12 protein-coding genes and 1 pseudogene are annotated in these 14,425 nt (G+C 74.1%); 6 read left to right on the forward strand and 7 right to left on the reverse strand.

Annotated features, from left to right (window positions below):
- Positions 1-119 precede the first annotated feature (119 nt).
- Genes IH61_RS40870 through IH61_RS0114130 form a run of 3 tightly spaced genes read left to right on the forward strand, consistent with a single transcriptional unit; the run spans position 120 to position 3,563 of the window.
- Positions 120-1,550: an efflux RND transporter periplasmic adaptor subunit gene (locus IH61_RS40870; protein ID WP_037972624.1), complete on the forward strand. Its 1,431-nt coding sequence runs from the start codon at positions 120-122 to the stop codon at positions 1,548-1,550.
- 4 nt (positions 1,551-1,554) lie between these two features.
- The gene (locus IH61_RS0114125; protein ID WP_051837018.1) at positions 1,555-2,352 is read left to right on the forward strand and encodes an ABC transporter ATP-binding protein; all 798 of its coding nucleotides are present in this window, start codon (positions 1,555-1,557) and stop codon (positions 2,350-2,352) included.
- The gene (locus IH61_RS0114130) at positions 2,349-3,563 is read left to right on the forward strand and encodes an ABC transporter permease (protein WP_031069423.1); all 1,215 of its coding nucleotides are present in this window, start codon (positions 2,349-2,351) and stop codon (positions 3,561-3,563) included. Before IH61_RS0114125 ends, IH61_RS0114130 begins: the two co-directional genes overlap by 4 nt.
- Before the next feature lie 249 nt (positions 3,564-3,812).
- On the opposite strand, the pseudogene IH61_RS50270 reads toward IH61_RS0114130, so the two are convergent.
- Positions 3,813-4,205: pseudogene (locus tag IH61_RS50270) on the reverse strand (helix-turn-helix domain-containing protein); the annotation flags it as partial.
- 11 nt (positions 4,206-4,216) lie between these two features.
- Here IH61_RS50270 and IH61_RS0114140 point away from each other — a divergent pair.
- The gene (locus IH61_RS0114140; RefSeq protein WP_051837010.1) at positions 4,217-4,867 is read left to right on the forward strand and encodes a DUF5666 domain-containing protein; all 651 of its coding nucleotides are present in this window, start codon (positions 4,217-4,219) and stop codon (positions 4,865-4,867) included.
- Between the two features lie 70 nt (positions 4,868-4,937).
- Here the strand turns inward: IH61_RS0114140 and IH61_RS0114145 are convergent, their stop codons facing one another.
- The 4 genes from IH61_RS0114145 to IH61_RS0114160 form a co-directional block, all read right to left on the reverse strand.
- Positions 4,938-6,050: a MerR family transcriptional regulator gene (locus IH61_RS0114145; RefSeq protein ID WP_031069428.1), complete on the reverse strand. Its 1,113-nt coding sequence runs from the start codon at positions 6,048-6,050 to the stop codon at positions 4,938-4,940.
- Between the two features lie 47 nt (positions 6,051-6,097).
- On the reverse strand, positions 6,098-6,982 hold the full coding sequence (sigJ, locus tag IH61_RS0114150; protein WP_051837020.1) for an RNA polymerase sigma factor SigJ: 885 nt from the start codon (positions 6,980-6,982) through the stop codon (positions 6,098-6,100).
- A gap of 98 nt (positions 6,983-7,080) precedes the next feature.
- On the reverse strand, positions 7,081-7,281 hold the full coding sequence (locus tag IH61_RS0114155; RefSeq protein WP_031069434.1) for a hypothetical protein: 201 nt from the start codon (positions 7,279-7,281) through the stop codon (positions 7,081-7,083).
- Complete coding sequence (locus IH61_RS0114160; protein WP_031069435.1) at positions 7,278-10,418, reverse strand: DEAD/DEAH box helicase; 3,141 nt, start codon at positions 10,416-10,418, stop codon at positions 7,278-7,280. Before IH61_RS0114160 ends, IH61_RS0114155 begins: the two co-directional genes overlap by 4 nt.
- A gap of 170 nt (positions 10,419-10,588) precedes the next feature.
- Between IH61_RS0114160 and IH61_RS0114165 the strand changes: the two genes are divergently transcribed.
- The gene (locus IH61_RS0114165) at positions 10,589-11,200 is read left to right on the forward strand and encodes a YceI family protein (protein WP_031069438.1); all 612 of its coding nucleotides are present in this window, start codon (positions 10,589-10,591) and stop codon (positions 11,198-11,200) included.
- Between the two features lie 111 nt (positions 11,201-11,311).
- On the opposite strand, the gene IH61_RS0114170 is transcribed toward IH61_RS0114165, so the two are convergent.
- On the reverse strand, positions 11,312-12,274 hold the full coding sequence (locus IH61_RS0114170; protein WP_107057130.1) for a LysR family transcriptional regulator: 963 nt from the start codon (positions 12,272-12,274) through the stop codon (positions 11,312-11,314).
- A gap of 115 nt (positions 12,275-12,389) precedes the next feature.
- Between IH61_RS0114170 and IH61_RS49560 the strand changes: the two genes are divergently transcribed.
- On the forward strand, positions 12,390-13,649 hold the full coding sequence (locus tag IH61_RS49560; RefSeq protein WP_063763197.1) for an MFS transporter: 1,260 nt from the start codon (positions 12,390-12,392) through the stop codon (positions 13,647-13,649).
- A gap of 102 nt (positions 13,650-13,751) precedes the next feature.
- Here the strand turns inward: IH61_RS49560 and IH61_RS0114180 are convergent, their stop codons facing one another.
- Positions 13,752-14,291: a GNAT family N-acetyltransferase gene (locus IH61_RS0114180; RefSeq protein WP_078911084.1), complete on the reverse strand. Its 540-nt coding sequence runs from the start codon at positions 14,289-14,291 to the stop codon at positions 13,752-13,754.
- Between the last annotated feature and the right edge of the window lie 134 nt (positions 14,292-14,425).

A 14,425-nucleotide genomic window follows, 5' to 3' on the forward strand; every position in this document is an offset into this window, starting at 1 on the left:
GGGGGGCAAGCGGGGCGCATGGTGCGGGCAATGCGCCCGGAATGCCCGGATTCCGCCGGTCAGGCAACTCTCAGCCGCCGTCCAGGACTCCGAAAGAGCCCCCCGGGAAGCTGTCCGCCATGAAGGTGCTACCACGGCGGCGAGGCGCCGTCCTCGTCAACTCCGCGCTCGGCGTGGCCCTGTTGGGCGGCGCCGCCCTGGCGTTCACGACGGTGAACGGAAGCGGCGGTAAAGCCGAGGCGCGGCCCACCGCCCGTACCGCGACGGTGGCCAAGGGCACGGTCCTGGCCACCGTGTCCGGAACCGGTTCGCTGGTCTCGCCGACCGACGCGGCCCAGGACTTCACCACCGGCGGGCGGCTCACCTCGGTGAAGGTCGCGGTGGGGGACGCCGTGAAGAAGGGGCAGGTGCTCGCCACCGTCGACACCACGGCGGCCCAGCAGCAGGTCGACTCCGCGCGGTCCGCGCTCGCCACCGCGAACGCCAACCTGACCAAGGCGCAGGCCGGGGTCACGACGACGACCGTCGTACCGGGGGCGAGCTCGGGCTCGGGGTCGGGCTCGAACTCGGGCTCGGGCTCGGGTAATACCGGCGGCACCGGTGGCACCGGCGGCACCGGTGGCGGACGGGGGTCGGGGGCGAGCAGCGCTCCCGAGCCGCAGGCCACCACGGTCACCACCACCAAGGTCGACGACGCCGCCGTCGCCCAGGCCGAACAGCAGGTGGCCACCGCGCAGACCAACCTCACCAACGCCCAGGCGGCGCTGGCCGGGACGACGCTCACCGCCTCGATGGACGGGACGGTGGCCTCGGTGGCCGGAAAGGTCGGCGACACGGTCGGCTCCACCTCGGGCGCCTCCAACGGATCCTCCTCGGGGGCCTCCGGCTCCTCGGCCAAGAGCGGTTCGTCGAGCGGGGGTTCGGGCGGCCTGAGCGGATTCGTCGTGCTGACCAACCCGACCGGGATGCAGGTCACCGCGAACTTCTCCGAACTGGACTCGCTCAAGCTGAAGAAGGGCGAGGCGGCCACCGTCACCCTGAACGCGCAGTCCGACACCAAGCTCAACGCGACCGTCCTGTCCGTCAGTTCGCTGCCGAGCACCGGCGGATCGGGCGGCGCGGCCGGCTCCTCCGCCGTGCAGTACGCGGCGACGCTCCAGCTCACCGGAGACACCAGCACCCTGCGCACCGGCCTGAGCGCCACCGTCCAGGTGATCACCGGCGAGGCGGACGGCGCGCTGTCGCTGCCCACCTCGGCGCTCTCCGGCACCGGCGCCGGCCGCACCGCCACCCTGGTCCACCCGGACGGCAGCACCGAGCGGGTGGACGTCACCGTCGGTGTGGAGGGCGACAGCACCGTGCAGGTGGCGTCCGGGCTCAAGGAGGGCGACAAGGTCGCGCTCCCCACCACCAGTGGCGGCAACGGCTTCCCGAACGCCTCCTTCCCCGGCCTGGGCGGCGGCAACGGCGGCGGTCGCGGCGGCAACGGCGGCAACGGCGGCACTGCGGGAATCCCCGCGACCGGTGCCGGTCGCGGCGGCAAGGGCTGAGTGGATGCGTCACGTCATCGACAAGCGACCCCCGGCGGCGCCCGTCCCGGTGATCCGGATCAGCCGGCTCACCAAGGCGTACGGGCACGGCGACGCCACCGTGCACGCGCTGCGCGGCCCCGTCGACCCGGCCACCGGCGCCCCGCTGGGCGTCAGCCTGGACATCGCCGAGGGCGACTACGTCGCCGTGATGGGCAGTTCGGGGTCCGGCAAGTCCACCCTGATGAACATCCTCGGCTGCCTCGACGTACCGACCGCCGGCCGCTACCTGCTGGACGGCATCGACGTCGGCCACCTGGACGAACGGCAGCTCTCGCTGGTGCGTAACCGCAAGATCGGCTTCGTTTTCCAGTCCTTCAACCTGGTGCCGCGCACCACCGCGCTCGCCCAGGTCGAGCTGCCGCTCGCCTACGCGGGCGTGCGCACCGCCGAGCGCCGTCGGCGGGCGCTGGCCGCGCTGGCGCTGGTCGGCCTCGCCGAGCGGGCCGGGCACAAGCCCAACGAGCTGTCCGGCGGGCAGCAGCAGCGCGTCGCGGTCGCCCGGGCGCTGGTCACCGCGCCGGCCATGCTGCTCGCGGACGAGCCCACCGGCAACCTCGACAGCCGTTCCACCGAGGAGGTGCTGGCCCTGATCGACGGCCTCAACGCCACCGGCCGCACCGTCGTGGTGATCACCCACGAGGACGAGGTGGCCCGGCACGCCAAGCGGGTGCTGCGGCTGGTCGACGGCGCGATCGTCGACGACGTCCGGCAGGCGCCCGTGGACGGGCCGCCGCCCGCGCTGGTGGAGGTGTCCGCGTGATCCTCTGGCAGACACTGCGGTTCGCGGTCGGCGGGCTGATGGCCAACAAGGTGCGCTCGGCCCTGACCATGCTGGGGGTGATGATCGGCGTCGCCTCGGTCATCCTGCTGCTGGCGGTCGGCAACGGCTCCTCGGTGGCGGTGAAGAACTCGATCACCTCGCTCGGCACCAACTCGCTGACGGTCAGCGCCGGTTCGGCGTACGGCGGGGCGCGGGGCGGAGCCTCGTCGGGAAAGCGGCTGACCGTCGCGGACGCCAAGGCGCTGGCCGGCGACGCGGACTCGTCGGCGATCCGGTCCGTCGCGCCCGTGGTCACGACCACCGGGACGGCGCTGTACGGCAACATCTCGTACAACCCGGGGTCGATCGTCGGGACGTACCCCTCGTACTTCGAGACCGCCAACCAGAAGGTGGCGCACGGCGACTACTTCACGGACGACGACGTGCTCGGCTCGCGGAAGGTCGCGGTGCTCGGGGCGACGACGGCCAAGCAGTTGTTCGACACCGAGGACGCGATCGGCAAGCGGATCGTGCTCGGCGGAACGCCGTTCACCGTGGTCGGGGTGCTCCAGGCCAAGGGCGGGACGGGCTTCACCGACCCGGACGACGTGGTGATCGCGCCGCTGCCGACCGTGCAGAACGCGTTCACCGGCTTCGGTCCGGTCAGCCAGATCCTGGTGCAGGCGTCCTCGGCGGACACCACGACGGCCGCGCAGTCCGAGATCACCCGGGTGCTGCTCGGGACGCACGCGATCGCCGACCCGAGCAAGCCCGACTTCCGGATCACCAACCAGGCGTCGCTGCTCACGGCGCGGGAGAGCACCACCAGGACGTTCACCGTGCTGCTGGGGGCGGTGGCCGCGATCTCGCTGCTGGTCGGCGGGATCGGGATCACCAACATCATGCTGGTCACGGTGACCGAGCGGACCAGGGAGATCGGCATCCGCAAGGCGCTGGGCGCTCCGCGCGCCGTGATCCTGGGGCAGTTCCTCACCGAGTCGACGCTGCTGTCCGTGATCGGGGCGGGGCTGGGGGTGCTGGCCGGGATGGTCGGGTCGCACTTCAGCATCGTCGGGATCGAACCGGTGGTGATCCCCGAGTCCGTGCTCGGCGCGTTCGGGATCGCCGTCGCGATCGGACTGTTCTTCGGCAGCTACCCCGCCAACCGGGCCGCCTCGCTGCGGCCGATCGACGCCCTTCGGCACGAGTAGGAGCGATGGTTCGTTGACATCCTCCCCGCGCTGGGGCGCGGGGATTCCGGCCGCGACTGCGGCACGGGGTCTGCGCCCTGTGCGGCCGGCGTTCCGGTGGGTTCCTGTTTCAACGGGCCGTGCCCGGCGTGGGATTGCCACTCCGGGTCCTACCGGCCCTCCGCAGGCGCTTAGCCTGTCCGCCCGTCCGGCGGCCAGGCTGTTCCGAGCAGCATTGAGGTCACGGTCATGGAGGACACCGCACGCCCCGCAGGTCCACTCGCGGAACGCGAGCGGCTTGGGTCCGTCGCGATGCCCGCACTGCGAGCAGAGCTGGGAGGACACCGAGGCCAGCCACGACCGGGCATCCGTCTTCTTCGCCTCCGTGATCACCGACCTGGCCAGGGCACCCGTCGGGATCCTCGACCTGTCCGCCTTCCACGCCGCCTTCCGCAGGGAAAGCGCATCGTTGTACACCACCCGCGCACACCCGAACGTACGGGCCAGCGCCTGCCGCTGACCCTCCGTCGGATAGAGGCGATAGGAGTATCTGAGATGCACCACATCAACGCACCGGCAGGCACTGACAATCGGACGCCGCCATCGGCACGGCGGTCCGCAGACAGTCCGCTTCCTTTCCCGGCCAAGGCCGGGGGTATCCACGGAGGTCCCCGATGAGTCAGGCCGAAGAGCGGCGGACGGAACAGGCCGAGCAGGCCGAGCGGTTGGAGCTGCTGGCGACGCCGCCGGACACGCGGGACGTGAGCGGGGAGCTGGCGGCCCCGCCGCGACGGAAGCTGCCCTGGCTGAGCCTGGTGCTGGCCGGCGGTGTGATCGCGACCTGCGCGTTCGCGGGCGGGGTCTGGTACCAGAAGGACCAGGCGCCCTCCTCGTCGTCGACGCCCCGCGCCGCCGCCGGTGGCGGCCAGACGGGCGGCGGCGGGTACGGCGGGTACGGCGCGCAGGGCGGCACCGGGCGCCGTAGCGGGCAGGGTCAGGGCCAAGGTCAGGGCCAGGGCCAGGGCCAGAGGCAGGGTGGTGGACAGGCGGGGTTCACCCGGGGGACGGTGAAGGCCGTCGACGGGAGCACCGTCTACCTGACGGACGCCGGCGGGAACACCGTGAAGGTGACCACGGGCGACTCGACGAAGATCCAGCTCAACAAGGAGGGCAAGGTCGCCGACCTCCTGCCCGGGCAGAGCGTGACGGTGGTCGGCACCCCCGACGCCAACGGCGGCTACGCGGCCTCCCAACTGGTCGAGGGCGCCGGCGGGTTCGCCGGTGGCGCGGGTGGCCCCGGCCGGGGTGGCACGACCGGCGGCTGATCACGCGTGGACCGCCGGCCGCAGGCCCCCGCCCGGACTCCCCGGGCGGGGGCCTGCGCCGTGTGGCCGGTCAGCCGGCGAGGCCCGGGGCGGGGAGGCGGACGGGCATGAGCAGGGAGAACGGGTCGGCGGGGTCGGCCGAGCGGATGGCGAGGGGGGAGATGGGGGTGTCGAGTTCCAGGAGGAGCTGACCGGGACGGGCGGCGGCGAGGGCGTCCACGGCGTCGAGGAGGAAGCCGCGGTTGACGGCCACCGTGAGGCCCTCCGGGGCCGGGTCGGCGGTGACGGTGAGGCGGCCGTCCGGGGTGAGCGCGAGCAGGGTGACCTCGCAGTCGGTGCCGTCCGGGCCCGAGGGGACGGTGCGGGTGGCGCCGGTCTCGACGGCGCTGCGCAGGTCGGCGGCGGGCAGGGCGATCCGGTGGCGCGGCTCCAGCCGGGTGAGGGTGCGGTGGTCGGGGTACTCGAGGGCCGGGGCGACGCCCTCGATCCGGTGGCCGCCGACCTCGGCGCGAACGCTCTCCCCGGCGAGGGTGAGCACGGCCTCGCCGTCGGACGGGCCCAGCAGGGCGCGCAGCGCGTCCACCAGCGGGGTGGGGACGACGGTGCCGGCCACCGGCTCCTCCGGCCCGCCGGTGACGGGCACCTCGGCGAGCGCCATCCGGTAGCGGTCGGTGGCGACCAGGCGCAGCAGCGGGCCGTCCGGTTCGAACAACACCCCGGCGAGGGAGGGGAGTTCGGGGTCACTGCCGACCGCGAAGCGGACCGCGTCGAGGGCGGCGGCCAGCTCGGCGGCGGGGAGGACGAGGCGGAGTTCGGCGGGGGTGGTGGTCATCGGATGCTCCCTCTGGTCGATCATCGCGCGGATCAGGGAGAGCTCGCGGCGGGCGTCGGCGAGGCCGTCCTCCAGGCGGCGCAGGTGGGTGTCGAGCACCCGTTGGGCGTCGCCGCTGCCGGGGGCGGCGGCGAGCACGTCGCGGACGGCCGCCAGCGGCAGGCCCACGCGGCGCAGCCGGGCCAGCAGGCGGGCGTCCGCGAGCTGGTCGGGGCGGTACCAGCGGTAGCCGGTCTGCGGGTCGACCCAGGCGGGGGTGAGCACCTCGGCGCCATCGTAGTAGCGCAGGGTGCCGACGCCCAGGCCGCTGGCGCGGGCCAGCTCGCCGATGCTGTGCAGCTCGCTCTCCATGCGGGGGACTCTGGGGGCTCGACCGGGTCGAGGGTCAAGGCCGACGGTCACGCGGGACCGGTGGGACCGGCGGGACCGGTGTGACCGGCGGGACCGACCAGGTGGGCGAGCTTCTCCGGGTTGCGGACGACGCGGATCGCGGAGATCCGGGCGAGGCCCTCCGACCCCTGCGCAGCCTCCGGCCCCTGCGGGCCCTCGGCCTCGTCCAGGTCGAGGACGACCACGGAGTCGAGCACGCCGTCGAGGGTGATCAGCAGGCCCGGCTGGCCGTTGACCAGGACCGGGCGGGCTGCGGCGTTCGCCGCGTAGCGGCTCATCAGGCCGAGGATGAAGCGGGCGGTCTTGTCGGCGCCGACGACCGGGCGCAGCGCGGCGCGGACGATCCCGCCGCCGTCGCTCCAGGTGGTGACCTCGGGGGCGAGCAGTTCGAGCACCCGGTTGAGGTCGCCGCCGACGCAGGCCGCGAGGAACTCGTCGGTGGCGCGGCGGCGCAGCTCCGGCGGGGCGTCGTAGCGGGGGCGGCGGGCGCGTACGTGCGCCTTGGCGCGGCTGCCGATCTGACGGCAGGCGGCCTCCGTGCGGTCGAGGGCCTCGGCGATCTCCTGGTAGGTGTAGCCGAACGCCTCCTTGAGCACGAACACCGCCCGCTCCAGCGGGGAGAGGCTCTCCATGACGACGAGCAGGGCCATGGAGACGGACTCGGCGCGTTCGACGCCCTCGGTGGCGTCGGGCTCGTCGACCAGCGGTTCGGGCAGCCAGGGGCCGACGTAGGACTCGCGGCGGGCGGTGGCCGAGGTCAGCTTGTTGAGGGCGAGGTTGGTGACCGTACGGGTGAGGTAGGCGCCGGGGCTGGCGACCGGGTCGGTGACGCCGTTCCAGCGCAGCCAGGTGTCCTGGACGAGGTCCTCGGCGTCGGCGACGCTGCCGAGCATGCGGTAGGCGATGCCGAAGACCGTCCGCCGGTTCCGCTCGAAGGCGGCGAGGTGGGGGTCGAGGATGTCGGTCACGGCGGCGACGCTACCTCAAGACCTCAGGACCTCAGGGCTTCGTAGGCCGGGAGGAGGAGGGTGGCGAGGTCGCGGCCGTGGACGGTGATGCCGGAGCGGCCGAGGCGGCGGGGGGCGGGGGTGTCGTCCTCCGTTTCCGACGGGGACTCGGCGGGGGTCAGGGTGAAGTCGCCGCGCCAGTAGGCGGCGACGTTGACCGTCTCCGGCCTGGGTTCCGTGCTCATGCGTCCTCCTCGGCGACGGCGTCCTCGCGGGTGAGGGCGACGAGTTCGCGCAGGTCGTCCACCGGCAGGTCGGTGAGCCAGCGCTCGCCCTCCCCCACCACGGTCTCGGCCAACGAGCGCTTGGCGGCGAGGAGTTCGTCGATCCGCTCCTCGACGGTGCCGACGCAGACCAGGCGGCGGACCTGGACGTCCCGGCGCTGGCCGATCCTGAACGCCCGGTCGGTGGCCTGCTGTTCGACGGCGGGGTTCCACCAGCGGTCCAGGTGGATCACCTGGTTGGCGGCGGTCAGGTTGAGGCCCGTGCCGCCTGCGCGCAGCGAGAGCAGGAACACCCGTGGCCCGTCCGGGGACTGGAAGCGATCGACCAGTTCCTCGCGCCGGGCGCGCGGGACGCCGCCGTGCAGGTACAGCACCTCCTCGCCGAGCCGGCGTTCCAGGTAGGGGCGCAGCATGGTGCCGAACTCGGCGTACTGGGTGAAGACCAGGGTGCGGTCGCCCTCGGCCAGCGCCTCCTCCAGCAGCTCGGCCAGCCGGGCGACCTTTCCCGAGCGCTCCCCCAACGCCGAGCCGTCGTGCAGGAGTTGGGCCGGGTGGTTGCAGACCTGCTTGAGCTTGCCGATGGCGGCCAGCACCGTGCCGCGCCGCTCCACGCCCTTGATGCCCTCGACCCGGCGCAGCAGGTCGGCCACCACCGCCTGGTAGAGGCCCGCCTGTTCGGCGGTGAGGTTGCAGAGGACGGTGATCTCCTGCTTGGAGGGCAGCTCGGCGGCCACCGCCGGGTCGGTCTTGAGCCTCCGGAGGACGAACGGGGCGGTGCGGCGCCGGAGTTCGGCGGTGCGGTCGGGACTGCGGTGCAGTTCGACCGGGATCGCGTAGCGCTCCTTGAAGCGTTCGGCCGGGCCGAGCAGGCCGGGGTTGGCGAAGTCCAGGACGGCGTGGAGTTCGGAGAGCCGGTTCTCCACCGGGGTGCCGGTCAGCGCGATGCGGTGCCGGGTGACGGGCAGGGCGCGGATCGCCCGGGACTGCGCGGTGCCGGAGTTCTTGATGTGCTGGGCCTCGTCGGCGACCACCCGGCGCCAGCGGATCGCACGCAGGGCGGCGAGGTCGCGCTGCACCAGGCCGTAGGTAGTGATGACCAGGTCCGACTCCCGTACGGTTTCGGCGAGTTGCTCGGCGTCGAGGCGGCCGGCGCCGTGGTGGACGTGGCGGCGCAGGGCGGGGGCGAAGCGCTCGGCCTCGCGCTGCCAGTTGCCGACCAGGGACATCGGGCAGACCAGCAGAGTGGGCCCGGTGGCGCCGTCCGCCTTCTCGGCGGCGAGCAGGGCGAGGGTCTGGACGGTCTTGCCGAGGCCCATGTCGTCGGCCAGCACGGCGCCGAGGCCGAGGCCGGACATCGCCTGCAGCCAGGCCAACCCCCGTTCCTGGTACGGGCGCAGGACGGCCCGGAAGTCCGCCGGGAGCGCGGCGGGGGCGGGCGGGGCGGCCCTGCGGCCCTCGAGGAGGTCGCCGAGCGGGCCGTCCGCCCGGACGGAGGTGACGGGCAGCCCGGCGACGCCGGCTTGTGGGTCGAAGGCGAGGCGCAGCAGGTCGGCGGTGGCGAGCACGCCCTCGCGGCGGTCGGCGAGGAAGGCGAGGGCGGCGGCGATCTGCGCCGGGTCGGCCTCCAGCCAGGTGCCGCGCACCCGGACCAACTCCTGCTTGGCAGCTGCAAGTTCGGCCAGTTCCTGGTCGGTGAGTGGTGGGGCGTCGGGGCCGAGGGATGCCTGCCAGCGGAAGGCGACCACGGCATCCCGGTCGACCTGGCTGGCGACCGCGAGCGTTCCCGGCGCGGGCGGGGTGGTGACCCGCAGGGCGAGGCCCAGCCGGGGGCGGCGGCGCCACCAGGCGGGCAGCAGCACGCCGAAGCCCGCCTCGGCCAGGGCGGGGCCGGCGGTGCGCAGGAAGTCCAGGGCGCCGGCCCGGTCGAGCGGCAGGGCGGAGGGGCGGGCGCGGTGGCGCAGCACGTCCAGGGCGGGCCAGCGATGGGCGGCGCGGGCGAGTTCGGCGACCAGGACGGCGTCGGGGTCGGGGCTCTTGCGGGCGAGGGTGGCGTGGGCGGCGCCGCCTTCGTGCAGGTCGACGGCGCGGACCAGCAGGGAGGGCTCGTCGACGGCCTGGAGCAGGAACTCCAGCCGCCAGGCGTCCTCGGAGGGGCGGCCCTCGGGGTCGTCGGCGGCGGGGCCGAGCGGTTCGACGAGGCGGAAGCAGAGGCGAAGGGCGGGGTCGGCGGGGGTCGCGGTGGCGTACCAGGCGTCGAGGCGGCGGCGCAGGTCGGTGAGATCGGTGAGGTCGGTGAGGTCGGTGAGGTCCTCGGTGCTCGGGAGGGTTCCGGAGGGGGTGGTGAGGGCGTGCAGCCAGCGTTCGGCGGCGGTCTCGCCCGGGGGGAAGGGAGTGTCGGCGAGGGCGGTGCGGACCTCGGCGTCGACGAGGGCTCCGAGGGCGGCGTCGAGCAGCTCGCGGCCGGTGGCGATGCCGGTGGGCCGCTCCCCCAGCAGGACGGGCGGGCACCCGGCGGCGAGGGCGGCCGCCTCGCGGAGCCCGTCCGGGGTGAGGTCGGGGCGCCAGCGGGCCTGGGAAGGGGTGCCCGGCAGGACGTGCGGGAGCACCCGACCCCGGCCGACCGCGCGCCAGGCGAGGTCGTGGACGCCGGTGAGCCAGCGCAGGGAGGGGCCGTGGACGACCTCGGTCCGCCCCGCGTCGGGCAGGTCGGTGACGGCGACGGACCAGTGGGGGTCGAAGACCTCGCCGAGCAGCTGGGCGGCTGCGCCCGCGTCGAAGAGGAGGGCGGGCACCCGCCAGGGGCTGAGGACGGCGCCGCCGCGCGGCGGGGAGACCGGCAGGTCGGGCGAGGGGGCGGGCAGGGCGCCGACGGTGGGCAGCAGCAGTCCGGCCCAGCGTTCGGGTGCCTGGCCCGCGAGCCAGCCGAGGCCCGGGCCGATGCCCGCGAGCACGGCGGCCAGGGCCTCGGCGGTGCAGGCGTAGGGGTGGGCGGCGCCCGTGGCCCCGGGAGTGCCGGGGGTACCGGGGTAGGCGCGGGCGTCCTCGGCCCAGAGCGCGAGGTGCCCGTCCGGCCGCCAGAGTGCGTGCAGGACGAACATCAGGGCCTCTCGGGGGTGCGCGGAACCGGTTTCCTCGCAGCGTAGCCGGGCGGTCCGACAGGCTCGCGTCATCCGTTCGGGGGTATTGGTTGAAACTTGAACCAGATGGGGTTATGGTGGAGCCATCAAGTTGAAGCCTAAACAAATGGCTTCGGACCCGAGGAGGAGCCATGGGCCTGTTCAACCGCAGCAAGACCACCACCGCCACCGTCACCGCCGTGCAGACCCCGGCGGGCCCCGACCTCGGGCACCTGACCGGTGACTGGGCCGTCGACACCACCCACAGTGAGGTCGGCTTCTCGGTGCGGCACGCGATGGTCACCAACGTGAAGGGCCGCTTCACCGAGTACGACGGCAAGCTGCACCTGGACGGCACCACGCCGGGCAACTCCTCGGCGGAGCTGGTGATCAAGGTCGCCAGCATCGACACCAACCAGGCCCAGCGCGACGAGCACCTGCGCACCGGCGACTTCTTCGCCGCCGACACCTACCCGGAGATCCGCTTCCGCAGCACCTCCACCGAGCGGGTGAACGACGACACGTACCGGATGCACGGCGACCTCACCATCAAGGACACCACCCGTCCCGTCGTCCTCGACCTCGAGTACACCGGCAGCGCCACCGACGCGTACGGCGCCGAGCGGGTCGGCTTCGAGGGCAAGGCCGTCGTCGACCGCACCGAGTTCGGGCTGACGTACAACGCCGCGCTGGAGACGGGCGGCGTGCTGATCGGCGAGAAGGTCAAGCTCAGCTTCGACATCTCCGCCGTGAAGGCCGCCTGACGCCTGGCCCTCGGCGCTCGGCACTTGGCGCTCGACGCCTGATGCCCGGCGCCCCATGAACCGCACCGCCCCTGCCGCTCCCCCCTCGGCAGGGGCGGTGCCATGTCCGGACTACGCCAGCAGCGCCGCGTCGGCCGCCGGGAGCCAGCTGCCCGGCGGGCGGTGCAGCCAGTGCTCGGCCGCGCCGAGGGCGGTGGCCGCCGAGGCGAGGGCGCGCAGGCCGGGGTGGCGGTCGCCGGGGCGGTGGACGAGGCTGACCAGGCTGAGCGGGACGGGCTCGACCAGCGGCAGGTTGACCGCGCCCGGGAAGTCCGGGCCGCCGACCGTGGTGAGCACCGGCTCGCCGTGGCGGAGCAGGTAGTGGGCCATCTCGTCCTCGCCCACCGGCGGCACGTGCGGCGCCGCAGCCGTCAGCCCGTGCTCGCGCAGCAGGCGCAGGCCCAGGTCCGTCCACTCCGTGGTGGCCGGGTTGCCCGCGCAGACGTCCACCGGGTGGCCGACGAGGTCGGCCGGGCGCAGGACCGTACGGTCGGCCAGCGGGTGGGCGGCCGCCACCATCACCGCCATCCGCTCCAACCGCACCGGCACCTGGGCGAGTTGGCCGCGCACCTCGGCCGGGAGCCCGGCGAAGCGGCCGAAGGCGGCGTCCAGCCGGTGGGCGAGCAGTTCGGCGACGGCCGCCGCGAGGCCCCCGTGGAAGCGGGCGAGCAGGTCGCCCTCCGGCCAGTCGGCGCGGGCCCGTTCGAGGACCCGGCCGGGGGTGACGTCCGGCCCGGTGACGTCGCTGTTGAGGTCCAGCAGCAGCGGCCGGCCCGCCGCCCCGGCGATGATCTCGTCGTGCAGGGCGAGCAGGCGGCGCGCCTGGGGCAGCAACCGCAGCCCGGCCGGGGTGAGTTCGACGCTGCGGGTGGTGCGGCTGAACAGCGCGTCGCCGAGCAGCGCCTCCAGCGCCCTGACGTCGCGGCTGAGCGCCTGTTGCGCGACGTGCAGCAGGCCCGCCGCCCGGCCGAAGTGCAGGGTCTCGGCGGTCGCGACGAAGCCGCGCAGCAGGCGGGGGTGCAGGTCACGGGGCATGGGCGGCAGACTAACAACGCGCTGTTGTGAATGCGGCGGATTAAGTGTTGGACCACGGAGCACCCCCGCCGCCAGGCTGTCGGGCGTCCCCGCCCACCTCCGGCCCAGGAGCCCCATGCCCCCGCGCGCCCTCCTCCCCTCCTACCGCCGCCTCTTCTCCGCGCCCGGCGCCACCGCCTTCACCCTGGCCGGGCTGCTCGGCCGGCTCGCCCTGTCGATGAGCGGCGTCTCGCTGGTGGTGCTGCTCACCGAGCGGCGCGGCTCGTACGCACTGGCGGGGACGGTCGCCGCCGCCGGGCTGGTCAGCGCCTCGATCGGCATCCCGCTGGTCGGGCGGCTGGTGGACCGGTACGGGCAGGCGCGGGTGACCGTACCGACGACGCTCTACCTGCTCGTGCCGCTCACCGCGCTGCTGCTGTGCGTACGGCTCGGGGCGCCCGACTGGACGCTGTACCTCTGCTGGGCCTCGGGCGCCGCCGGGCCCAACCTCGGCGGAATGGCCCGGGCCCGCTGGGCGCACCTGTACCGGGACGACCCGGGCGCCCGGCACCTCGCCAACTCGCTGGAACAGTCGCTGGACGAGCTCTGCTTCATGAGCGGCCCGGTGCTCGGGATGCTGCTGTGCACCACCTTCGCCCCGGAGGCCGGGCTGATCACCGCCGCCGTGCTCGGCAGCACCGGCGGCCTGCTGTTCGCCGCCCAGCGGCGCACCGAACCGCCGCTTCCCGAGGCGCCCTCGCGGGAGGAGCGGCGCTCGGGCTCCCCGCTGCGGGTGCCGGGGCTGCGGGTGCTGGTGCTGACCTTCCTGGCCACAGGGATGATCTTCGGCGCGACCGACATCACCACGGTCGCCTACGCCGAGGCCCTCGGGCACAAGCCCGCCGCCGGGCTGCTGCTGGGCCTGATCGCGGGCGGATCGTGCGTGGCGGGCCTGGCCTTCGGCCTGCTGACGCCGCGTCGGGCACCCTCCGTACGGTTCCTGACCGGGGCCGCCTCGATGGCGGCGGTGCTGCTGCTGCCGCTCGCCGCCGGGCTGGGCCGGGTCGGCCTGGTGCCGCTCGGGGCGGCCCTGTTCGCGGCCGGGACCGCCACCGCGCCGACCATGGTGACGGGCATGTCCCTCATTCAGGAGCTGGTGCCGCAGCGCCAGTTGAACGAGGCGATGGCCGTGGCCGTCTCCGGCATCGTGGTCGGCATCTCGGCCGGCGCCGCCCTCGCCGGCACCATCACCGAACACACCGCCCCGGGCACCGGCTACACCCTCCCCGCCTGCGCCGCCGCCCTCGCCCTCCTGGTCGCCCTCACCGGCCGCCGCCACCTGCGCACCCCCGGCCGGCGGGAAACACCCGAGCCGATTGTCAGTGCCTCGGTCTAGCGTTCGGTGCATGACGAACGGCATCACCTACATCAGGGGCCCGGCACCTCCGTTGGTGACGGCGCGGCTGGTGGGTCGGGGGGTGGTGGTGACGGTGTACGACTACGAGTGAGGGGGCCAGGTGTAGACGTACTCGGGGAGGGTGAAGCCGCCGGGGAAGACGCCCTGTTGGTGGGCGGTGCGGTGGCCGCCCTCGCGTTCGTAGAAGGCGATCGCGCGGGTGTTGGCGCAGAGGACTTCGAGGTAGAGCTCGGCCTCCGGGTGGTGCTCGGTGACGTGGCTGCGGGCGGCGGTCAGGAGGGTGTGGCCGATGCCGGCGCCGGTGTGGTGGGGGTGGACGTGGAGGTTGTCGAGCAGGACGCGGCCGTCCGGTTCGGGGACGAGGTAGGCGAATCCGACGGTCTCGCCGTCGTGTTCGGCGATCAGCAGTTCGGGGGTTGCAGCCGGCTCGCCGTAGTCGGCGGTCAGCCGCAGCTCCCAGATCGCGCCGCGTTCTTCGGCCAGTCCGTCGCCCAGGGCTTCCGCCGGGACGAAGTCCCGGTAGGCGGTGCGCCAGCTGAGCGCGTGCAGCTCGGCGACGCGGTGGGCGTCCGCCGCGTCGCCGTGGCGGACGGTGATCCGGGCGGGGTCGGAAGCATTCATGTGACGATCCTCCTACGGATTGAAGTTGAACACGTTCAGCTGTTCGCCCTAGAGTGCTCTCAGCGATCTTTTGAACGCGTTCGAAAGAACGGGGGGCGCGTTCTCCACCCCGGGGGGAGGTGGTCGCGGCACCG

The organism is Streptomyces sp. NRRL WC-3742 (genome assembly GCF_000720635.1).
In the GTDB taxonomy this organism is placed as follows: Bacteria; Actinomycetota; Actinomycetes; order Streptomycetales; family Streptomycetaceae; genus Kitasatospora.